The following is a 22,801-nucleotide window of genomic DNA, read 5'->3' as shown; positions in this document are numbered from 1 at the left end:
AATGTTGAACTCATTGAAGATTGGAACCAAGATTGGAGCAAGGTTTGCCTTGAGTCTGGCAATTCTGATGAGCATTGGTTTAATCTCCTACCAAAGCACTAATGAGCTAATTGAAACTTCCCGCAACTGGCGGAAGAAGATAAAATATTGGCGACACCAACATTATCTAAAATTTTGCCCCCGCCCGTTCGCAAAATTATTGGGGATCTTTCAGATCGGGAAAGAGTACTGATTGGGTTAGATTTGCTCTATGAAGAACTAGGTGAAGAAGATTTTGAAGAGTAAGATTTTAATCATCAAAAATAATGAAAAACTTTAGTAATAAAACAAAAATTTTTTAACACCCTTTTATTATCAAGCAATGAGTGAAAACGAGCAAGTAGAATCAACCCAAGCACCGATAATTAGGGGTGTAGAAAAAATTCGCACGATGATCGAAGGGTTTGACGATATTAGTCATGGTGGTTTACCAATTGGTAGAACTACCTTGATCAGTGGCACCTCCGGCACAGGCAAAACTTTATTCTCTCTTCAGTTTCTCTACAACGGTATCACCTACTTTGATGAAGCAGGAGTATTTGTTACCTTTGAAGAATCACCCAGTGATATTATTAAAAATGCCCATGTTTTTGGTTGGAACTTGCCACGCCTCATCGAAGAAGGTAAGTTATTTATTCTCGATGCATCTCCCGATCCAGAAGGTCAAGATATTGTTGGTAATTTTGACCTTTCTGCACTCATTGAGCGCTTGCAATATGCCATCCGCAAATACAAAGCTAAACGAGTTTCAATCGACTCAATAACAGCAGTATTTCAGCAGTATGAAGCAATGGGAGTAGTGCGACGTGAGATTTTTCGGCTGGTAGCACGTCTTAAACTACTGAGTGTCACCACTGTAATTACCACAGAACGTGCGGAAGAATATGGCCCAGTTGCCTCTTTCGGGGTGGAAGAATTTGTTTCCGATAATGTAGTAATTGTTCGCAACGTTTTAGAAGGAGAACGCCGCCGCCGCACAATTGAAATTCTCAAGTTGCGCGGCACAACTCATATGAAAGGCGAGTATCCCTTCACAATTACTAATGAAGGAGTTAACATCTTTCCACTGGGGGCAATGCGCTTAACTCAACGTTCTTCTAATATCAGGGTATCTTCTGGTGTCAAAACCTTAGATAAAATGTGCGGTGGTGGTTTCTTTAAAGATTCAATTATTTTGGCAACAGGAGCTACAGGTACTGGCAAAACCCTGTTAGTCAGTAAGTTTATTCAAGATGGCTGCCTCAATGGAGAACAGGCAATATTATTTGCCTATGAAGAATCACGTGCCCAATTATCTCGTAATGCTTCCTCTTGGGGAATTGATTTTGAAGAATTAGAGCATCAAGGTTTACTCAAAATAATCTGTACCTATCCCGAATCAACTGGTCTAGAAGACCACTTACAAATTATTAAATCAGAAATTGCTGTCTTCAAACCCGCTCGCATCGCCATTGATTCCCTATCAGCACTAGCTAGAGGAGTCAGCAATAATGCATTTCGGCAGTTTGTAATAGGTGTGACGGGTTATGCTAAACAAGAAGAAATTACAGGTTTCTTTACCAACACAACTGACCAGTTTCTGGGAGCGCATTCCATTACTGACTCCCATATCTCCACGATTACCGATACAATTCTGATGTTACAATACGTAGAAATTCGCGGAGAAATGTCGCGGGCAATTAACGTATTTAAAATGAGAGGCTCTTGGCATGATAAGGGCATTCGCGAGTATAATATTACAGCTGACGGGCCCGATATCAAAGATTCTTTCCGAAACTACGAACGGATTATCAGTGGTGCTCCTACTCGCGTTAGTATCGATGAAAAGGCGGAACTTTCTCGCATTGTTAGACGTTTTGAAGACAAACAGAGTTCCGAACCCTAAATTTAGTATCGTAGTATATTCTTTCCTAAATTTAGTATCGTGCTATATTCTGTGGTGAAGAAAGGTTTTCTGCCGCTAGATTGATTTTTGTGTGAGGGGATGCGGTGAAAGGACAGCAATTATTTTTTTATAGCTTCTTACCTGGTGTGACGGCAGCAGTCTTAACAACTGGGCCTGCTTGGGCTAGTACTGCGAAACTAACTGGGGTACACCTGGCGTCTTCTCCTAGTGTTTTGACTTCTAATTATGGTCAAGACTTGGATGTGGATACCATGAATACCCAACTGCCTAAGGGCGCAAATGTTAGTGTTCCAAGCCTAGTACCTGCTTTTGGTTTTAGTAAACTGAGTGTGAAGCCTTTAAGTAATAACAGTACTCCAGTATTTACGCCTGGACATACTGTTGTGCCAATAAAACAATTACTTAAGAAAGATAAAGGTAGATTTTTTAGTTTAACGCCTACCTCTAATCCTTCCCAACAGCTTGATGTCAGTCGTTCTGTTCCAAATAACCAAAAACAGAGTAATTCAAGCGCTTATGGGCAGAAATCAAAGAGGATAGTAGTTCCTAACTACACTTCCAAATCCCCTTCTGTCCAAAAAGAAATTTTGTCCCTGTCTTCTGCACAGCAGCCAGAGGTTCAAAAGATAAATACTGTTACTCAGTTGGAGACATTTTTACAATCTTCAGCTACAGGTAAAGCAGCAGCAAAGCTGCTGTCAGCGCAGAGGTGTCCACAAGAGTTGGGAAAAAGCAAGACTGACTCCTTGGCTAATTTGCCACAGACCTCAAACACCTGCTTAGAACAAAATGCCACTGGCCCCGTGGCTCAGAGCAATACCCCGATTCCGGCAGATTCGACACCAACTCTGCCAGAAACTGTAATTCCTGCACCAGGGGGGTCAGTGCCAACTCCCACTGTACCGAGAACCGTAACTCCTGCGCCGTCGGGACCGGTGCAAATTCCCGATAATCTGACTCCCATTTCCAATCCACTGCAATTTCCCACCAAACCAGAGGAAGTAACATTTAAGGGAAATCAGCCGATTAGTTTGGCACAAGCTCTGGAGCTAGCACGGCGTAACAATCGGGAGCTACAGGTGTCTTTATTGGAGCTAGAACGCAACCGAGCGGCTCTACGCGAGGCGCAAGCTGCTTTATTGCCCACTCTGGGAATTAGCACAGATATTACTCGCAGTCAGTCTGCTAATAGTCAGCTGGTTGACGCCATCAGGGGCTTTGGTTCTAACCAAGATCAACCTGGTACATCTTTTTCCGGTCAAGCACAACTTTCATATAACGTTTATAGTTCTGGGAGAGTGCAAGCTAACATCAGAGGGGCTGAAGAACAGGTACGTTTCAATGAGTTGGCTGTAGAAGCTCAGTCTGAGGAAATTCGGCTGAATGTTGCCACAGACTACTATAATCTGCAACAAGCAGATGAACAAGTACGTATTGCCCAATCGGCGGTGCAGAACTCTGAGGCTAGTTTGCGTGATGCAGAAGCTTTAGAGCGAGCTGGGGTTGGTACGCGGTTCGATGTGTTGCGATCGCAGGTGAATTTAGCAAATGCCCAACAAGATTTGACTAATGCTAGATCCCAGCAGTCAATTGCCCGTCGTCGTTTAGCAACTCGGATAAGTTTGGCGCAGGGGATAAATATTAGTGCTGCTGACCCTGTACAATTAGCTGGTCTTTGGAACCCAACGCTAGAACAAAGTATTGTGTTGGCTTTTCAAAATCGTCCGGAACTGCAACAGCAGTTAGCACAACGGAATATCAGCGATCAACAGCGTAGACAGGCCCTTGCGGAGCTAGGGCCTCAAGTTAGTTTGGTCGCTAGCTACGAGCTGCTAGACCAGTTCGATGATCGTGTCAGCATTACTGATGGTTATTCATTCGGAGTTAGGGCAACCCTAAATTTATTTGATGGAGGAGCAGCAAGAGCAAGGGCAGATCAGTCCAAAGCTAATATTGCGATCGCAGAAACCCAATTTGCTGAACAGCGTAACCAAATTCGCTTTCAAGTAGAACAAGCCTATTCTACCCAGCAAGCTAGTTTGGAAAATGTTCAAACCGCTAATACCGCTTTAGAACAAGCTAGAGAAGCTCTACGTTTAGCCCGTTTGCGATTCCAAGCTGGTGTAGGCACTCAAACTGATGTCATTAACTCTGAAAACGACCTCACAAGAGCTGAAGGTAACCGAGTCACAGCAATTTTGGATTACAACCGCGCTTTAGCTCAGTTACAACGGTCTGTTACCCTCAGAGCATTACGCTAGTACTGCTGACTCATCTCTCAATATAAAATTATAAAAGCCTCATTTTTCAATAATTACATTGAAAAATGAGGCTTTTGGATCAATACAGGACTTACGTACCCAAAACCTCAGGACTCAATATTGCGTAGGTTTTGCATAAAAAATAGAAATGTGTAGGTTGGGTTGAGGAACGAAACCCAACATTTTCATGGGTTTGTTGGGTAACGCATTGCCTCAAACGCCACGTGCTTCTCCCTTGGCGCTAGCCTCTCACGAGTGGGAGAAGGGGAGACGCACTCGCGTTCAAGTCTCTTAACCCCAAGGGCGCTGTGGCTCCCCTTATAAACGGGGACTTTGAAAGGTTTTGCCCCCCAATTGATCGGGGGTTGGGGGATCTCTTGTGCGTAACTCGTGACATACTCCTACACTGTACTGTACTCAGTACAGTGTAGGCTTCTCACCCAATCCGGCTATTGCTTAGGAGGCGATGAGCTTTATTAGAGAGACGGAATGCCCTGCCGCCCCTGTTTATTAATTTTAACTTAGATTTGTTCGTTTCCTCCATGTTTCCCGACCGCGCTGTCCCATGGGTCGGGAAACTGTCGTCAACTCACTCGCAATTCATCCCACGCTCCTAAAAGTGAGACGTGGGGCTTCTTGCTGTTTCAGCTAAAAGAAACCTATTTGTAACAAGAATTTTGTGAAATGATATAGCATAACTAAGTGTTCGTAGTTTACCGCCGTAGGCATCGCTCGCCTTGTCAAAGACCCATGACTAAAGTAACATCTCAAGAAATTGCACAGTTTCGCTCTCAATTGGCAGACGATAAGAGCGATATGGAAGCGCTGGATTTGATTGAAGACTGTGATGGAGATTTAGAAGATGCGGCGATGACCCTAGCTATCCGGGCAGGACAACAACCAGAAAGAGCAAATTCCGAGTGGTTAGATGCCTTGGCTAGAAAATGGCGTGCGGTCATTTGCGAACAAGAATATCGAGAAGATTTGCTTAATAGTTCACTGCAAAAGATGATGGAACATCTAAAAGCAATGCCGACGTTTCCTAAAATTTTAGCAACACCAGTTTTGATTTATGTCCTCAAGCAAGGCGTGAATAATTTTTGTGAACCACTAGATTTGCTTGAGCTCAATATAGACCTAACCCCCAACTCCTTCCCTACTAGCGTTGAGGAGTAAGGATAAAAGCCTCTCCTAACTCCCAACTCCTAACTCCTAACTCCTAACTCCTAACTCCTAACTCCAACTGAGTGCAAGATTGATTCGACCAGGACTGATACGCTGTTAATTAAGGCAAAACTTCTATTAGATAAATTGTAAAATCAATGAATTACCTTGTTGCCGTATTACCAGACCGCATTCAAGCCGAAGCTGCTTACTTAGCTTTAGAAAAAGAAGGCATAAACAGTACTATCCTGGGAAGGGGGTATAAAACGGCTGATGAGTTTGGCTTAATTGACCCCAAAGATCAAGCTAAAAAGCAAGCAAAACTGATGGCAACCTGGCTGATACCATTTGGCTTCTTTGCAGGTTTTACATTCAGCCTCATCACTAATTTACATACTTTTGCCTGGGCAGGTGAAGTTGGCAATCATATCGTTGGCGGACTGCTGGGTGCTGCTAGTGGTGCTATGGGTGGTGTGTTTGTCGGTGGCGGAGTCGGTTTACTGATAGGTAGTGGTGATGCTTTACCTTATCGCAACCGCTTAGATGCGGGTAAATACTTAGTTGCCGTTCAAGGCTCTGAAACTCTCACTCGCCAAGCAACCCGAATCTTACGTCAGTTTGATCCAGAAAATATCCAAGGTTATGCTGATCCAAATACTGTGTATTGAATGAATCATAGTTTACACATTACAACACAGCGGCTTGAGTTACTTCCTTGTTCTTTGGAAGTATCACAAGCGGTAATTACAAGAAATAAATTACAAGTAGAAAGGCTTTTGGGGGTACGAGTTCCTGATGATTGGTATGAATCTGAGGTGTCAGATATTTTGCCAATCTATGGTCAGATGCTCATAGATGATCCTTCCCAGTTGGGTTGGGGTGTGTGGCTAATGATTCACATTGCCGATTCTACTTTAATTGGCGATTTGGGTTTTCTTGGTAAACCCGATCGCACAGGAACTGTAGAAATGGGTTATGAAGTGCTATCAGCTTATCGTCGGCAGGGATTTACTTTTGAAGCAGTAGAAGCGCTGGTCAATTTTGCCTTTACTCAGCCACAACTCAAGAGAATTATCGCTCATTCTCCAGACGATCATGTTGCCTCGATTCGCATTTTAGAAAAACTGGGAATGGAACAAATTGCTAAGGATGAAAACCTGCTGGAATGGGAATTAAGGTTAGGATCAAGATAGTTTTCAAGAGGGGAATGGGGCATGGGGCATTGGTAAAAAATAAATGACTAATGACTAATGACTAATAACTAACTCATAATTTTTAAGAATGTTGCCACGAGAAGAACTTTTAAAAGGTGTTGAAAATCGAGATAGTGTCGCTCGTGTAATTGACCAAGCAGAACAAGCTATCAAAACTTGGGAAGTGGTTTTGACTGATTTTCTGTCTCCCCCAGAATTGGCAGAAATTCAACGGGTGTTTAACCGATTAACAGAAGTGCAATTAGTCGCGTGGGGCGGATATCCACAAGCTGAACGTCAAAGAATAGCGATCGCTCGTTCAGAACTTCCCTTAAATCAATCTCAAGTCAGCCTTGTCGCCGTGGAAATTGCTGGTAATTTTCTGTTTGACACCGCCTCTCACCGCGACTTTTTAGGCGCAATGTTGGGAACGGGAATTGTTCGTGAAAAGACGGGAGACATTATAGTTTTGGGAGAACGGGGGGCGCAGGCGATTATCGCCCCAGAGTTGGTGGAATTTTTGTCAATGAGTCTTAAACAGGTGCGATCGGTTCCTGTGAAAACTCAGCAGATTGAGATAACTGAACTAAAGGTTCGAGAACCCAAGAAAAAAGAATTAACTACTGTAGAGGCTTCTTTGCGATTAGATGCGATCGCATCTGCTGGTTTTGGGATGTCCCGCAGCAAAATGGTTGATTTCATTGGTGCTGGTGATGTCCGCGTCAATTGGAAAGAAGTTACCCAAGCTAGTTCTCAAGTCAAATCAGGCGACTTAATCGCCATTCGCTCTAAAGGACGTTTAGAAGTTGGAGAAATTGCTGTTACAAAAAAAGATCGTTACCGAGTTCAATTAACAAGATATATCTAAGAAGTCAGGAGTTAACAGACCATTTATAAAGTAAACCTAAAATTGTAAGATGCGTTAAAGCAGCGCGTAACGCACCATATTTTCAGGTGTGTTACGGCTAAATTAGACTTTCTTAAATCCTCAAATTCCTGCACAGCCGTAACACACCCTACTTAAATATTTACTTTCTAAATAGGCTCTAAGTACAGATGCAGCGTAAAATCGTGGCCAATTGAGGGTTGAAATTTAAACGCATAGGCGCCTCGCCTTCCCGCAGGGTAGGAACGCAAAGGGAAGCGCATAGGCGCTTCGCCTTCCCGTAGGGTAGGAACGCAAAGAGAATTCGCTACGAATTTCTGAAATATTGTACTAAGAGTTAAAATTTAGGAGTTTGAAATTTACCACTTTCTTTAACTCCTAACTCCTAACTCCTAACTCCTAACTATATACTTAGGCTTGAAAGTGTTTTGCTAACATATTCAATAGAAGCTTGCGTGGTACTAGCCGAGATAATTTGCTTCTAATTTGAGTGCCAGTATCAGAACTAATAACAGTTGGATAGCCTTTTTCTAAAGCCTCTAAAGATTCACAAACCACTTTTTCAGAAGAATACACTTTATCTGTAGTGTTTGCCAGTTCTGGAGGAAAATTAGCTTCTGCAAAAAAGTTTGTTTCTATTGGCCCTGGACAAGTAACTAAAATACGGACACCATATTGACGATTTTCTGCCCATAGTGCCTCACTAAAGCTGAGAATAAAAGCTTTACTAGCAGCATAGACAGAAAGGTATGGGATCGGTTGAAATGCGGTAATTGAGGATACGTTAATAATACTTCCAGAACGACGTTGCCGCATCAAAGGGAGAAATTTATGGGTTAAATCGACCAATGCCAAAATGTTTAATTGTACGATTTTAACTTGTCTTTCTCCATCCCCTTCAGCAAAGTCTCCATAGTAACCAAAACCAGCATTATTGATTAATAAGTCAATGGTTAATTCCTTTGCTTTAGTGGCGTCAAATACAGCAGATGCTGCATTAGGTTCTGTGAGGTCTTGAACTATAACGTCTACTTGAATTTTGTGTTGTTCTTGTAATTGTTTAGCTAATTGGCTGAGTTTATCTTCAGAACGAGCAACGAGTACAAGATTTATTTTGCGTGCAGCTAGTTCCTGAGCAAAGGCTTTACCAATACCACTAGAAGCACCAGTAATTAAAGCAGTTAGCATTAGACATATTCAAATAGTTTTTAAACACTTATAAATTTTACCTATGTTGGTTATAAGTTTTAACTACCCAAAGTAATATACCAAAAAGAGCAAAAGTATTACTTAAGTAGGTCGGCACAATTAAAGCTAACTGGCTAAGGCTGTCATTTGTCATTTGTCATTTGTCCTTCGTCATTTACAACGGTTTTAAGCCTATTTACGTTTCGTAACATATTTATGTTTTTTCGCGCCAACTTACTTAGTACTGAAGTGAGGGTCAGCTTTCTGCACTCAGAATTTCACAATGGAAGCTATTGCGGAAGTTGAGAAACAGATTTACCGTCTTCTCAATCTCAAAAAATGGTTTTTGAATTGCTAATTACCATTTTTCAGACCAATAGATAATTTCTGAGGCTGAACTATTAATAGCAACGCCGTAGCTGTCTCCATGATTCCACTTGAAGCCAGGTCTACCTTTATCCTCTGTATTTAATACCAATATTTCATAATTAGCTGGAAAAGATTCCGTAGGAGAGTCACTGGTGTAGAAAAAAGTTGTCGGTACACCGTTACGCTGGTTTATGTGGTCGTTTGTGTTACCACCCCTATATTTGTGCTTTGCACTATTTCTGTATTGTGAAAGTAATTTTTCTATCTTGTTTGGTGGCTGTTTCAGCCGAATTTGAAAAAAAGTATTTCCTTGCAAAAATTGAGGAGAGTAGGCAATGCGAACATCTTTGGCATCAGTGGGAATCTCATTAGGAAAATGTTTTACTTGGTCATTATCAGACCATAGTTGATTACGAATTTCTTTGTAGCGTGATGTATCAGTTATTATTTTAGGCTCGCTAGTACTGCTAAAAGCTGTTTTCAGAAAAAAGCTTCCTGCGACAATACTAAGACTAGCAAAGGCTAATAGAAATTGCGATCGCTTCATCGATTTGCGTAGGTCTAACTTTCATAGTCATATACCCAACTAATAAACTATATTCGTACTATTGCGGATATATCGTCAGAGATATTAACAGAAACTTTGTGTATGCAGAGGAAATTCGGCATATTTGTAAAATGACTGTAAAGCTGGTCACTGATTACCTAGTTAAAAACCGTAGGTTATTTTCATTGAGCTTTAGTAAGTAAGTTGGCGCAATTAAGGTTAACTGGCTAAGGCTGTCATTTGTCCTTTATCATTGGTCATTAGTAAAGGCTTTGAGCTTATTTACGTTTCGTAACATACTTGACTTTTTTTGTGCCAACGTACTTACTATCGTCGTAGCTAATGAAATGAATTACACAGGCATCTACTTTTTTTCAATTCTTCCTGATGCAGCAATAACTAAGGCGGATATATAAATAGTAGATGCACCTTAATTAAATCACAGCCCTCAGCTTTTAGTTGAGGGCTTTTTTTTTGCTGATATTTTTATCCTTCAACGAAATAATTTTTATCCGAAGTTAAATCTTCCCGGATATGGCAATCAATAAAGCGGATTAATAAGTGGTAGATGCACCCTAATAAATTACAGCCCTCAGCTTTTAGTTGAAGGCTTTTTTCTTGCTAATATTTTTATCCCAAATGAAATCTTCCCGGATATGGCAATCAATAAAGCGGATTAATAAATGGTAGATGCACCCTAATAAATTACAGCCCTCAGCTTTTAGTTGGAGGCTTTTATTATTTAAATATAGATGGCAGTAGGCTGGGAGCTAACCATACTGCATAACCAATAAATGCAAATAGTAAGGTAATCAGGACAGTAATGCCGTAGCTGATGCAAATCAATAAACCGTCAGATTCGATGGTGGCAACAGTTAGAAGTAAAATACCTACAGTGGGAATGGGATTTGTCAACGGAATTGGTAATATTAGTAATATTGTTAACAAAGAGATACAAAACCCATTAATTCTCCAAATTAAAGGATTATGGGCTATTTTTGGGAATCGAGGACGGGCGATTTTCTGTAAAACTTTGGTAAGACGTCCCAAATTTTGCAAAAGTAACTGGGCGAAGGGACGAGGAAATTGGTAATTAGCGATTTTTTTCGGTAGCCAAGGCGATCGCCTCCCTAAAAGCATTTGCGCTGACAACAGTAGACAAGCAGCACCAAAAGGGCCAGTTAATCCCGGTGGCATAGGAAATAAAAAAGGCAAAACTAATAATGTAATTACCAGGCAAAACCCTCGTTCTGAGGTTTCTGCCAGAATGTCACCTAGAGTCAGTGGTTGTTCAGCTAGGCGTTGCAACAGCGACTTTATATCTTGAGAAAATCTCAGATGCATTTGGCGTGAGTTGATGCGAGTTACCGCTTTCTAGTAAACAGAGATGAGGAAGATCGGGGAGGATAACTTCTAACTCTGCCAATTTGAGATTTGGAATTTTGGATTTTGGATGGAAGGAAAATCTCAAATCTCAAATTGAATCATTCCTAACTCCTTTTTTCTGGAGGTACTAAAACAGCTATTGCTTTAGGTATAACCCGAAAATGAGCAGGTGTGTAGGTAGTGATTTCACCATCTGTATTAATAGGGCGTGGTTTGCGAGTATACACCTCTATTTCTTGACCTTGAAGAGAACGTACACTCTGCCAATGTATATGTCGCCCTTGTCGCATTGCGGGTAGTAATAATATAATCTCCCACCAGTGTTCAATCTCTAAGCTATAAAGGTCTAGCCTTTGGTCATCTATTGTGGCATCGTCAGCCACTGCCATACCGCCGCCATAATAACGGCCATTTCCCACAGCAATTTGCACTGTTTTTGCGCGAACCGATTCACCATTGATCACAATCTCCGCAGTAAAAGGTCTAGCTTCCCAAATCACTTGCAATGCAGTGGCGGCATAAGCAAATATTCCCCAACGGCGTTTGACTTCTTTGGTAAGTCGCTGGGTAATTTTTACACTCAATCCCAGACTGGCAACATTGAAAAAGTGCTTGCCGTTCACCCAACCCAAGTCGATGCGGCGTAAATTTCCATAGGCAATAATTTTGCAAGCTTGGCTGAGAGAATTTGGGATTTCCAAAGTTCTCGCTAGGTCATTGGCAGTTCCCAGAGGCAAGATTCCCAAGGGCAACTGAGTATCAACTAAAGCATCTACTGCGGCATTGAGAGTGCCATCTCCTCCGCCAATGATTACTAAGTTAACTTGATGCTGATAGCGAAGTATAACTTCAGCAAGATGTTTGGGGTTTTCTGTAGACTCCTCAATTAAATCAAAGCCGAGTGTCTTGAGATGTTGAATTGCTTCCGACAGACCCTTTTGCCCTTGGCGGGCATGACGATTCACTAACAGCAGTGCGCGGGAACTCATGGATAGTACCTTTTGTAGTTCATATGTTCAATTATCCGCATCTATATGCTCTGCTTTATATTGACTATCAAAAAGTTTTTAGTCTGTGATGAAAGTGATCAACAATCCATTTTATTAATGCTTATTATATGATGATCACTACTAATTTTTATTTTATCTACTTTAGCTATAAGTAGGTCGGCGCAATTAAAGCTAAGTGGCTAAGGCTGTCATTTGTCCTTTGTCATTGGTCATTAGTAAAGATTTTAAGAGGATGTTTGAAAAGTATTTGACTGTATCTTTGCACTTGTTGATCCCCCCTAACCCCTTTTATAAAGGGGGGAACCGGAATTAAAGTTCTCCTTTTTTAAGGGGAATTTAGGGGGATCTAAAACGTTTTGTTACCGACAAGAGGACTTTTGAAACATCTTCTTAGAGTAATCCGATTTGATTACTGAATCACTTCTAGAGAGAGGAAATTCTTAACTAGGGAAAAAGCAATCAAGATGTACTGAGTTTTGTTCATTAATTGGAATTACCTGATGATTTTTTAGACCCAGCGTTGCCACCGAGAATTGCTTGGAACACCTCCTTTAGTAAAAAGAAAAACGTTGCCGCTATCAGTACTAGCATTAAACTAGCAAGGGCAGCAAAAGGAGACGTGATAAACAAGATTAAAAGCGCAAACGTGAAAACTTTTAGTAACGTCTTATCCATATTTTTTAAGATTTTAGGACTTACGCAAAGGCAACGGAAAACGAACCACAGAGGACGCAGAGGACACAGAGTAATCAGAGTTTGAGAGGGTTTTTGCGTAAGTCCTAGATTTAATAATAGGTGTGTTTCTACGAATAAATCAATGAATCAACAATCTGTAACCTGGCGTCTATTAGATTTCACCTGTCCGCGCTTACTTTTGTAGTCAAGGCGCTTTTTTTGGGAACTGCGAGTTGGTTTGGTGGATTTGCGTTTTCTCATTACGACAACTGCGCTTTGAATGAGTTCTTGAAGTCGTCTCAACGCTGACTCCCGATTGTTCTCTTGGCTTCGGTGTTCCTGCGCTTTGATGACGATGATTCCATCTTGGGTGATGCGTCGATCATTCAGATTTAAAAGCTGTTGTTTATAATAATCCGGTAATGATGAAGCCGCAATATCGAAGCGCAAGTGAATCGCAGTGGAAACCTTATTTACATTTTGACCTCCGGCTCCTTGGGAACGAATTGCACTAATTTCAATCTCACTCTGTGGGATAATAACTTTGTTGGAAATTTGTAGCATTACTCACAAGTCAAAAGAGCAACTTTGAAATTGGGGGTAAAAATCCTTTACCCGGTTTGTTCAGGAAAATCTATCACTACGTTTTGGTCTTGATTGTTGTTCAAATTCACCTCTAAAGTCTGTCCTTCTATTGTCACTTGGTCACCCGGTACTAGTCGCCGCCCTCGTCGGGTTTCCAGCATCCCGTTTACTTGGACATCGCCACCTTGAATCATCAGCTTGGCTTGACCTCCAGTAGGCACTATACCCATCAACTTTAAAAATTGATTTAACTTAATTGTGTTATCTCTGATTTTCTTCACAGGAAATAAAGGTAGATGATATTAATTGTATCGTGGCGTTCTGAAGGCAAAGCGTGAATCTGTTGCACTACATAATCAGTTAAGCACAGTATTTCATTAAGTTGTAAGTAGAGCGACGAAAATAAAGCTAACTGGCTAACGCTGTCATTTGTCATTTGTCCTTCGTCATTTGTAAGGGTTTAAGGTGTATTTACGTTTCGTAACATAGTTTGATTTATTCTTGCCGACTTACTTAGCTTGCTTGTCTAGTAGGGGTACGAAGTGGGTTTGTTGGGTTTCGTTCCTCAACCCAACCTACGATTCTCCTTAACCCAAGCGTATTGTGGACTATTTAACTGAAAATTGCTGATTTTACCAATTAGACATCTGGTGAAATTAAATATGGGTTACCCAAAACCCTTGTAGAGACGTAGCAGTGCTTGTAGAGACGTAGCAGTGCTACGTCTCTACATTATGTATGTCTGTTGGTTGTGGCGTAGACCGTCGTAGCGATCGCTATGAAAAAAACTGTAATACCAATTTATTATCTATAATGTTGATCGACAAAATTTCCAGATATGGGTAAAAAACTAGTCTGGAAGGTTCTTTTAGTGTGTTCAGGGGACTGGATCTATGATGAAAGTTGGTTTATTAGTACAGTCCCAGAATAACTCTTTGGGTATCGGAAAAGTTACAGAAATATCTGATGCCAATGTGATCATTGAGTATTTCTGCTCTATAGGGCAACGTCTTGAAAAAACTTTACCTTTAAATTCGCTCTCTCAAGTCAGGCTTGAACCCCAGGCGAGATGCTATATTAAGTCCCAAAGCGAGGATAAATGGATAGTTGGCAGAGTTTTCATCTGGGATGAAGATACAGAAATGTATCAAATTGATTTACCGGATAAGAAAACTGCGATCGCATCTGTTGAAGATATTTACGTTCGCTGTAATTTACCAAACACAGACCCCATCGAAACTCTGGCGATGAAGGGTCACGAAACGCCTTACTTCCACGACAAAAGATTGGCTTTTGTGAAATCCTTAATTAAACAACGCGCTGTCAGTCGGGGGATGACGGGACTAATTTCGGCAAATATTAATCTTTATCCTCACCAAGTTGAAGTAGTCCGGCGGGTACTGGAAGACCCAATTCAACGCTACTTACTAGCAGATGAGGTGGGACTGGGAAAAACCATCGAAGCGGGTGCGATTCTCCGTCAATTCCTCCTTGATGAACCGAAAAAAGGTGCGGTGGTGATAGTTCCGCAATATTTACTCAAACAATGGCAGACTGAGTTAGAAAACAAGTTTTACATCTCCCATTTTCCCAAACGGGTCGCGGTGCTGGCGGTTGAAGATATGCATAAAATCAACCCAAAAGCAAAGATCGGTTGCTTAATTTTAGATGAAGCCCATCACATTGCAGCAATGGCAACCTCTAAGGATGCAACAGTCCGCCAGCGTTTTCAGACTTGCAAAGAAATTGCTCATAGAAGCGATCGCTTACTTTTATTATCTGCCACTCCTGTTCTCAATCATGAGCAAGATTTTCTGGCCATGTTGCACTTGCTAGACCCAACAACCTATAAACTGGGTGATTTAGCAGGTTTTCGTGCCAAAATTGAAAGCCGTCAGGAAATCGGTAAAGTTCTGCTTTCTTTTAAAGAAGATGCAGAACCTCTGGTTCTCAAAAGCAACTTGCAGCAATTGCGAAATCTCTTTGCTGAGGATAAGTACTTACTGAAACTAGCTGATGATTTAGAAAAGTGTTTACAAGCAAATTCTACTGAGCAAGAGCAAATCGTTCAAGGGATTCGCGTCCATGTTAGCGATACCTATCGACTACACCGCCGAATGCTTCGCAACCGTCGCGCTGCGGTGGAAGACGTGATATTTGACCGCAATTTTACGCCGAAAGAAGAGTATGATTTAGACGAGCGATCGCTTAATATTCACGAACTCATCAATCAATGGCGGAGTGTTGCTCCTGGTGAAAAGCAATATCAGCGAATTTTTCTGCTGTTATTCCTCGCTGCTGGTACTTGGTTAGGCATTTTAGAACAGGTAATTACCGCCCGGTTAACTGGTAAGCCTCATGCTAAACTCATCCAAGAGTTTAAAGAAGATGATATTCGCATCTTAACTACAACCCCCAAATTTGTAGGGGAAGAAGAGATTCTGCAATCCTTCCTAAAAATTATTCGTCAACCTCAAGAAGATGGAGAACGCACGGAAAATTTGAAAACAATCCTGCTGAATCAGCTAGGTACTTATTTCAAAATTCCCGCAAACCTTCGGAAGAATCCAAATGAATTCATCACCAGAATACAGCAGAGAATCAAGAGACCAATTACTGGCGATATTCTGCCTAAATTTATTGTATTCACGAGTTTTGTGCAAAGTTGTGCAGAAATTGTCAGGTATTTGTCTGATACCTTTGGTGCAGAGACAGTAGCCAGCCATCAATTTGGCGAATCACCAGACAAGGTTGAAGAAGGCTTAAATAGGTTCAAGAATAACCCAAACTGCTTTATTCTAGTATGCGATCGCTCTGGAGAAGAAGGACGTAATCTCCAGTTTGCCGATTGGTTAATTCATTTTGATCTTCCTTGGTCGCCTAATCAATTAGAGCAAAGAATTGGCAGACTTGACCGCATTGGCAGCAAAATTGGCATCCAATCCTGTGCTTTAATTGGCCCCTATTTGTCAGATAGCTCTCACAATGCTTGGTATAAAGTATTGAAAGATGGGTTTGGTATTTTCCAACAATCAATTGCCAGTCTCCAGTTTTATGTGGATGAGAAACTTGCAGAATTAGAAACAGTTTTATTTCAATCAGGTGCGGCTGGATTGTTAGAAATGATTTCGCCAATTCAAGGGCAAATTGAAGCTGAAATCGCCAAAATTAGCGAACAGAATGCTTTAGATGAAATTGATGCCAATGATGAAATAGCAACCCAGTATTTTCAAGATTTAGATAATTATGATGCTTGCCATCTAGAAATTAAGCAAGCAATTGAAGGCTGGATTTGTGACGCATTAGGATTTAAAGCACTCAATAACCCAGATTCATCAGAGATGCGACGTTATCAACCGACAACGCGCACCTTGGTTCCCATAAATGAGCTAAAAAACCGTTTTGCTGAGAGTTCTTTAGACCAATTTGGTACTTATAATCGCAGAGTAGCAAATCAAAATTCTGGTATTAAACTCTTTCGGATTGGTGAAGGATTCGTAGAATCACTCTTGAACTATATAAACTGGGATGACCGAGGTGAAGCCTTTGCTTTGTGGCGCACTGATGCATCTTGGGATGCTAAACAAGGAAAGGAGTGGTTCGGTTTTCAATGCAATTATGTAGTGGAAGCAAATTTAAGAATTGCCAAACAAGTTTTACTAGATAACAAACTAGATAATTCTCAATTCAAAAACTTGCAGCGACGTGTTGATGCTCTATTTCCGCCAATTATAGAAACTATCTATGTTGATGGTCGCGACGAGCCAATGCGTGCTGTTGAGGATAAAGCACTCTTAAGTATTCTGCAACGTCCATATAAAGATAAAAACAATAATCAAGGACGAGATTACAACCTGGCAAAAGAGCGTTTAGGAATTATTGATGATTTCGTTGACCCTACTAAATGGCAAAATTTTTGCTATGAGGTACGTAACACTTCTTCGGAATTACTCTCCAATCGTCCCGATTTTATTGAGTTATGCCAAAGTTGTGCTAGGGTTGCCCAAAAGAAATTAAGCAATAGAGTAGAGCAATTACGCCTGCGTCTAAATCAGCAAAGTTGGGATCAAACATTAGCTGAAGAATTAAAGATAGAAACTGCTTTAAATGCAGCCATTCTAGAAGGAATTCACCAGCCTCAGATTAGGCTTGATTCTGTAGGTTTTATTGTTGTATCGGGGCGATCGCTTGTGCAGTTGGAGTGATATTATGTGAGGTTAAATAGCCATAATATTCCGTTAAACCCGCCTGCAAATAGGGGTTAGGTGGGTTTTTCTTCTCGTTATGTTCGCGCTTGTGGTTAAATTAGGGTAAACAGTTGACAATTACAGCTAAAACTCGTGAGTTAGTTATAATAAGTAGCCTAATGCCTTTGGTTATTTCTACTCAGTAAAGTAAGGCACATTATGTTGGTCACGCATAAGATATGGAGATTCAGATAGTTCTTTACATTTATTCATTTCCTTCGTATCTGCGGGAACAGCCACGAGTTAAAATTGGCAGAACTTCTGGGAGTATTGATGCTGATCCTAAAGAATTAGCATTGCAGCGCATACGTGGACAGATTAAAACTTCACATCCAGAAGAACCCAAATTGTTGGGTGCAGTCAAAGTTCCGGGTGAGTGGGTAGAAACAACAATTCATTCCCAATTGAAAAATCAGGGATATCATATTTCAGAAGCACCTGGAATCGAGTGGTTTAGGTTTCCCAATCAAAAAAAACTACAGGATTTCTTAGATAGAATTTATCGAGCTGTAATCATTGATGATTTCTCAGAATTGGGTGGGGGACGAAGAGATATTGAAGGAGACTCATTCGATTCTATCGTTTCTGCATTTGGGGTAAGAAAGCTTAGTGGTAGTGAGTTTAGACATGAGATCGAGTTAGTCAAAGTCCTTGATGATGAACTATCTCCGCTTTATCCAGGCTTTCCTCAATGGTTCGATAGAACAATGAGCAGTTCAGATGCTGTTTTTAACGTAGCTTATAGAGATAGACAAGCTATTGGTGTTGCTATTTGGAAGCCAAAAGCGAATAGAATAGCTAAACTATCAACTCTTTTTGTTACTGAGAGTTACCGACGTAGTGGTATCGGAAGAAACTTAATCTTAATCTGTTTTGAGCAATGGAAATCAGAACGAATTAGAAGAGCCTTTGTTACGACAGCTAGAGTCGAACTCGTTAAATTCTTTGAACGTTATGGGTTCTGGGTAGAAGGCATAGGGCGGGAAATATACGAACGTGAGGGTCATCAGCCGGAATGGTTCTTAACGAAACTATTCTTTTATGAATCTGATAAGAGTAGTTTAGATGCGATAAATAAGGCAAAGATTCTATTTCCATCAATAATATCGACTTCTTATAATCCTGCGGGTAGAGAAGAAGTTAAACAAATTCGGTTGAACGATGCAACAGTTCAGCTAAGTGCTTCTAATGGTAGTTTGATTAACCAATTCTCTCTCCATTCTTGGCTCAACTTGACTTATCCAGCAGAGTCAGTCTACACTCCTAAAACAGCTTATGTTATACCAATTCGCCCTCAATTCTTGATTCAGATATTTCAAGCTGGTAAGACAGTTTACTATGGACGATGTAGTTGTAAACAAGATGATATGAGAAGATCATTAATATTGTTCTATGCCAGCCGTCCTATATCTGGTATAGTAGCGATCGCCAGAATTGTTAATCGATACATTGGAACACCCACTAAACTCTATAGTGATTTAGGTATGAAGGGTGTTCTTACCTTAGAAGAGATCGGTAGTGAGGAACAAGAACGGCACGCTGTTGAATTTGATTTCCTAATGCCGCTTAGTCAAGTAGTTCATCTAAATGACTTACTCAGCAATGGTGTTCTCAATGGCCCACCGCAAACAATGCACAGCCTTCGTATAGAACGTTATAAACTAGCTGTTGAACTTGGAGGTTTTTATGCAGGTTAAATACATTAAAGCTCTAAGCATCAAACGAATGTATGCTGAACGGATTATTGATAGGACTAAAAAAATCGAGTTGCGAAAGCGTTCAATTGGGATGGAATTAGGTGATCTAATTCTCTTGTATGAAACGACACCTGATTCTATTATAAGGGGAGGTTTTATTGCTGATAAAACTATATCCTTACCTGTTTGTAAGATGTGGACTAAGTATCACCACATTCTGGGAGTAGACAAAGAGTTTTATGATATGTATTTTGAAAACTGTGAATTTGCATACGGCACTTTTATATATGAAAGCTTTCTTTTTCCTTCAATTTCTCTGAAACAAATACACGAAAGTTGCCCTACTTTTACTCCACCACAAGCCACAATCAACTGGCGTCAGGATTGGTATATTAAGCCTGAATGGATTGATGCACTTAACAAGGGAAGAAATCAGTTAATGCAGGAAGGGAGACTAAGTGAACAGTTGAGTTTATTTGCATTGCAGTAAATAAAGTTGATTAATTTTACTCGAATTTCAGCGCCAAATAAAATGATCGTGTGGTCAAGTATGTATAGTTGACGGGTCAATAAATAGTTGTGTATATTTAGAAGTCATCATGTATGTTGTTTTTTCTAAATAAACAATATGGTAAAACGGAAAATAATTTTCGTTGGTGGAGTGCATGGTGTTGGTAAAACAACGCTTTGTAAAAATATAGAATCAAGATTCAACATCGAACATTTTTCAGCGAGCAATCTGATTACCAGAGAAAAGACGGAGGAACATCTTCGTAACAAACGAGTTGAGAATATTGCCGGAAATCAAGACATCCTAGTAAAAGCGATAAGCAAGTATTTAAAGAATGAAAACACGTATTTAATTGATGGGCATTTTTGTCTCTTAAACAAGGATAATGAAATCACTAAAATTCCATACTCAACATTTGAAGGTATTTGCCCTAGTGCTATTATTGTTTTAGTGGACGAACCTGAAAATATTTATACTCGTTTAAGCTCAAGAGACAGTATTAAACATGATCTAGCTCTGCTGCGATCTTTTCAAGAACAAGAAATTTATAACGCTGAGTACATCAGGGATAAATTAAACATTCCCTATCTAATGTGTAATGCTGCTAAGAGTGAGGACAAAATATATACTTTTATTGAAGGTTTAGTGCCTCAAGCAGTATCGGAATGAGAATTTCCTAAGTCTTAGTATAATGAAACGTTCAAATCGCCTTGCTTGGATGTCCGCGATCGCACTCGCTGCGATCGTTTTACTTAATTTGTTTGTGGCTCCTAATAATACTAAACTTAACACTGGCTCTACCTATAACCGTGCCCCTGATGGTTATGGTGCTTGGTATGCTTTTATGCAACACCAAGGAATTTCTATCAAGCGTTGGCAAAAGCCGTTTAGTGATCTTCAGCCAAAGAACAGTCCAGTCACCTTGTTACAGATAAGCGGCTATCAAAGGCAAACAACACTGTATAGTCAAGAGCGGGAATGGGTAGAAAAAGGGAATACTTTGGTAATTTTGGGTGCGGGGGCGCGGGTTACAGAAGCAGAGTTTAGCACTCTGCAAAAATCTCCTCAAGGTGATATCAAAATTGATACACGTAGACGATATCAAAAAGCTGACTCCAAGGAAATTAATTTAGGCGATCGCTTTGGTGCTGTTGTCTGGCAAAAAAATTACAAACAAGGAAAGGTGATTTTCTCTACCACTCCTTATTTAGCCGCCAACGCCTACCAAGATTATTTAAGTAATTTCAAGTATCTAGCCAGTTTAGTTAGCGAAAAAAATAACACCGTATTTGTGGATGAATACATCCACGGCTACAAAGATGCCGATGTCAGGAAAAAAGAAAGTGAAGGAGATTTATCTAGCTTCTTTGCTAAAACTCCTTTATTTCCAATAATAATACAAGTAGGTATCCTGCTATCAGTGCTAATTTGGGCGCAGAATCGCCGCTTTGGCAAGCCAGTAGCTTTAGAGACACCAGTTGTAGATAACAGCGAGGCATATATCCAAGCGTTAGCGGGAGTCTTACAGAAAGCAGATACCACCGACTTTGTTGTCGAGATGGTAGGTAGACAAGAACAACTACAACTCCAAAAAGCCTTGGGATTAGGGCAAATACCTTTAGAACCTCAAGCCTTGATCAATTTCTGGATACAAAAAACAGGCGCAACTCCAGCAGAACTAGATGCAGTTTTAAAGCTCCAATCTCGCAAACAACCCATCAGTGAACGAGACCTGTTAAGCTGGTTGGGAAAATGGCGAATAATTCGTAATTCGTAATTAAGTTTTTGGAATTAAGTACGTTGGTGCGAAAAAACTCAAATATGTTACGAAACGTAAATAAGCTTAAAACCCTTACAAATGACAAATGACAAATGACAAATGACAGCCTTAGCCAGTTAACTTTAATTGCGCCGACCTACTTATGTATAATCATAATATTTATACATTGGTTATTTATCAATAAAAAATATGAGCGAAACTCATCCTATCTTAATTCGCCTTGGTCAAGGTCTTAATCAAGTAATTGTTGGACAATCTAAGCTAATACAGCAACTTTTAGTAGCATTGCTAGCGGGTGGCCATGTAATTTTAGAAGGAGTACCGGGAACTGGTAAAACTCTCCTAGTAAAAGTGTTAGCGCAGTTAATTCAAGGGGAGTTTCGCCGGATTCAACTAACACCAGATGTCTTACCTTCAGATATTACTGGTACAAATATTTTTGACTTGAATAGCCGGAATTTCACTTTGAAAAAAGGGCCAATATTTACCGAAGTGCTGTTAGCAGACGAAATCAACCGCACTCCCCCCAAAACACAAGCGGCGCTGCTGGAAGCAATGGAAGAGATGCAAGTAACCTTGGATGGTGAAAGTTTACCCTTACCAGATTTATTTTGGGTGATTGCAACTCAAAACCCCTTGGAATTTGAGGGGACTTATCCCTTACCAGAGGCGCAGTTGGACAGATTTTTATTTAAGCTGGTGGTAGATTACCCAGATCAAGCTGCGGAAAAGCAAATGTTGCTGAATCGTCAGGCGGGTTTTGCAGCAAGGCGTTTGGATATTAGCCGTTTGAAACCAATCGCAACAGTAGCCGACATTTTGCAAGCACGACAAGCAGTAAAAGAGGTTAAAGTTTCAGAAGTGATTGTTGATTATTTGTTGGCGTTGGTGAGAACATCGCGTCAATATCCAGATTTAACTTTAGGCGCATCGCCTCGCGCTGCTGGTGCTTGGTTGCAGACATCTCAAGCATTAGCATGGTTAACTGGAAGAGATTTTGTCACACCAGATGATGTTAAAGCAGTTGCATCACCATTGCTACGTCATCGCCTCATTCTGAAACCAGAAGCGATGCTGGATGGGTTACAAATGGATGCGGTGATTGCGTCGGTAATTAATCAAGTAGCAGTTCCCAGGTGATAACAATTCATTGTCACGATCGCAATCTTTTTCTCAACCCCCAAACCACAAAACTAACAATGATTCCCACTATTAAACTGAAACTTAAATGTCAATACAGTTCAGTTAAGGCTAAAAACTAAATCTGGTGTAGGTTGGGTTGAGGAACGAAACCCAACATTATCGAGACTTTGTTGGGTAACGCTTACGCTCAACCCAACCTACTATTCTCTTAACC

Annotated in this window: 19 protein-coding genes and 1 pseudogene; 13 read left to right on the top strand and 7 right to left on the bottom strand. The window is 40.6% G+C overall.

All coding sequences use genetic code 11. The features are described from left to right. Nucleotides 1–120: 120 nt before the first annotated feature. The 7 genes and pseudogenes from LC605_RS20700 to LC605_RS20670 form a co-directional block, all read left to right on the top strand. Nucleotides 121–285: pseudogene (locus LC605_RS20700) on the top strand (circadian clock KaiB family protein); the annotation flags it as partial. 76 nt (nucleotides 286–361) lie between these two features. Continuing rightward, nucleotides 362–1,924, top strand: a complete 1,563-nt coding sequence (kaiC, locus tag LC605_RS20695; protein ID WP_229549393.1) for a circadian clock protein KaiC — start codon at nucleotides 362–364, stop codon at nucleotides 1,922–1,924. A gap of 104 nt (nucleotides 1,925–2,028) precedes the next feature. Beyond that, nucleotides 2,029–4,206: a TolC family protein gene (locus tag LC605_RS20690; RefSeq protein WP_229549392.1), complete on the top strand. Its 2,178-nt coding sequence runs from the start codon at nucleotides 2,029–2,031 to the stop codon at nucleotides 4,204–4,206. A gap of 750 nt (nucleotides 4,207–4,956) precedes the next feature. Next, entirely contained in the window at nucleotides 4,957–5,382 is a 426-nt protein-coding gene (locus LC605_RS20685; protein ID WP_229549391.1) for a hypothetical protein, read from the top strand. Nucleotides 5,383–5,528: 146 nt separating this feature from the next. Further along, nucleotides 5,529–6,038: a hypothetical protein gene (locus tag LC605_RS20680; RefSeq protein ID WP_229549390.1), complete on the top strand. Its 510-nt coding sequence runs from the start codon at nucleotides 5,529–5,531 to the stop codon at nucleotides 6,036–6,038. After that, nucleotides 6,039–6,563, top strand: a complete 525-nt coding sequence (locus tag LC605_RS20675; RefSeq protein ID WP_229549389.1) for a GNAT family N-acetyltransferase — start codon at nucleotides 6,039–6,041, stop codon at nucleotides 6,561–6,563. A gap of 88 nt (nucleotides 6,564–6,651) precedes the next feature. Then, nucleotides 6,652–7,431, top strand: a complete 780-nt coding sequence (locus tag LC605_RS20670) for a photosystem II S4 domain protein (protein WP_229549388.1) — start codon at nucleotides 6,652–6,654, stop codon at nucleotides 7,429–7,431. A 429-nt stretch (nucleotides 7,432–7,860) separates the two neighbouring features. Here the strand turns inward: LC605_RS20670 and LC605_RS20665 are convergent, their stop codons facing one another. The 7 genes from LC605_RS20665 to LC605_RS20635 all read right to left on the bottom strand — a co-directional run bounded on the left by LC605_RS20665 (nucleotide 7,861) and on the right by LC605_RS20635 (nucleotide 13,645). Next, nucleotides 7,861–8,637: an SDR family oxidoreductase gene (locus LC605_RS20665; protein ID WP_229549387.1), complete on the bottom strand. Its 777-nt coding sequence runs from the start codon at nucleotides 8,635–8,637 to the stop codon at nucleotides 7,861–7,863. 358 nt (nucleotides 8,638–8,995) lie between these two features. Further along, nucleotides 8,996–9,553, bottom strand: a complete 558-nt coding sequence (locus LC605_RS20660; RefSeq protein WP_229549386.1) for a hypothetical protein — start codon at nucleotides 9,551–9,553, stop codon at nucleotides 8,996–8,998. Between the two features lie 738 nt (nucleotides 9,554–10,291). After that, entirely contained in the window at nucleotides 10,292–10,897 is a 606-nt protein-coding gene (locus tag LC605_RS20655; protein ID WP_229549385.1) for an exopolysaccharide biosynthesis protein, read from the bottom strand. A gap of 146 nt (nucleotides 10,898–11,043) precedes the next feature. Continuing rightward, nucleotides 11,044–11,928 (bottom strand): lipid kinase, encoded by an 885-nt coding sequence (locus tag LC605_RS20650; protein ID WP_229549384.1) that lies wholly within the window; start codon nucleotides 11,926–11,928, stop codon nucleotides 11,044–11,046. Nucleotides 11,929–12,771: 843 nt separating this feature from the next. Beyond that, complete coding sequence (gene arfB / locus LC605_RS20645; RefSeq protein WP_229549383.1) at nucleotides 12,772–13,188, bottom strand: alternative ribosome rescue aminoacyl-tRNA hydrolase ArfB; 417 nt, start codon at nucleotides 13,186–13,188, stop codon at nucleotides 12,772–12,774. A 47-nt stretch (nucleotides 13,189–13,235) separates the two neighbouring features. Then, nucleotides 13,236–13,481, bottom strand: coding sequence for an RNA-binding S4 domain-containing protein (locus LC605_RS20640; protein ID WP_309143271.1), 246 nt, complete (start codon nucleotides 13,479–13,481; stop codon nucleotides 13,236–13,238). Between the two features lie 5 nt (nucleotides 13,482–13,486). Next, on the bottom strand, nucleotides 13,487–13,645 hold the full coding sequence (locus LC605_RS20635; protein ID WP_229549382.1) for a hypothetical protein: 159 nt from the start codon (nucleotides 13,643–13,645) through the stop codon (nucleotides 13,487–13,489). A gap of 457 nt (nucleotides 13,646–14,102) precedes the next feature. Here LC605_RS20635 and dpdE point away from each other — a divergent pair, with 457 nt between their 5' ends. From dpdE to LC605_RS20605, 6 genes are all read left to right on the top strand, one after another. Beyond that, nucleotides 14,103–17,414 carry a protein DpdE gene (dpdE, locus tag LC605_RS20630; protein WP_229549381.1) on the top strand — a complete coding sequence of 1,104 codons (3,312 nt, stop codon included), beginning with the start codon at nucleotides 14,103–14,105 and terminating at the stop codon, nucleotides 17,412–17,414. A gap of 221 nt (nucleotides 17,415–17,635) precedes the next feature. Then, nucleotides 17,636–19,153, top strand: a complete 1,518-nt coding sequence (locus LC605_RS20625; RefSeq protein ID WP_229549380.1) for a GNAT family N-acetyltransferase — start codon at nucleotides 17,636–17,638, stop codon at nucleotides 19,151–19,153. Then, nucleotides 19,143–19,643 carry a hypothetical protein gene (locus tag LC605_RS20620; protein ID WP_229549379.1) on the top strand — a complete coding sequence of 167 codons (501 nt, stop codon included), beginning with the start codon at nucleotides 19,143–19,145 and terminating at the stop codon, nucleotides 19,641–19,643. The genes LC605_RS20625 and LC605_RS20620 overlap by 11 nt, the downstream gene beginning before the upstream one ends. Nucleotides 19,644–19,781: 138 nt before the next feature. Further along, nucleotides 19,782–20,333, top strand: coding sequence for an ATP-binding protein (locus LC605_RS20615; RefSeq protein ID WP_229549378.1), 552 nt, complete (start codon nucleotides 19,782–19,784; stop codon nucleotides 20,331–20,333). Nucleotides 20,334–20,355: 22 nt separating this feature from the next. After that, a complete protein-coding gene (locus LC605_RS20610; RefSeq protein ID WP_229549377.1) occupies nucleotides 20,356–21,441 on the top strand; it encodes a DUF4350 domain-containing protein in 1,086 nt (361 codons plus the stop codon). Nucleotides 21,442–21,633: 192 nt separating this feature from the next. After that, a complete protein-coding gene (locus tag LC605_RS20605; protein WP_229549376.1) occupies nucleotides 21,634–22,584 on the top strand; it encodes a MoxR family ATPase in 951 nt (316 codons plus the stop codon). Nucleotides 22,585–22,801 lie beyond the last annotated feature (217 nt).

It is taken from the genome of Nostoc sp. CHAB 5836, assembly GCF_020829445.1.
Taxonomy (GTDB): domain Bacteria; phylum Cyanobacteriota; class Cyanobacteriia; order Cyanobacteriales; family Nostocaceae; genus Nostoc.
Note: the sequence above shows the minus strand (reverse complement) of the source record. Positions and strands in the feature narration are given on the sequence as shown.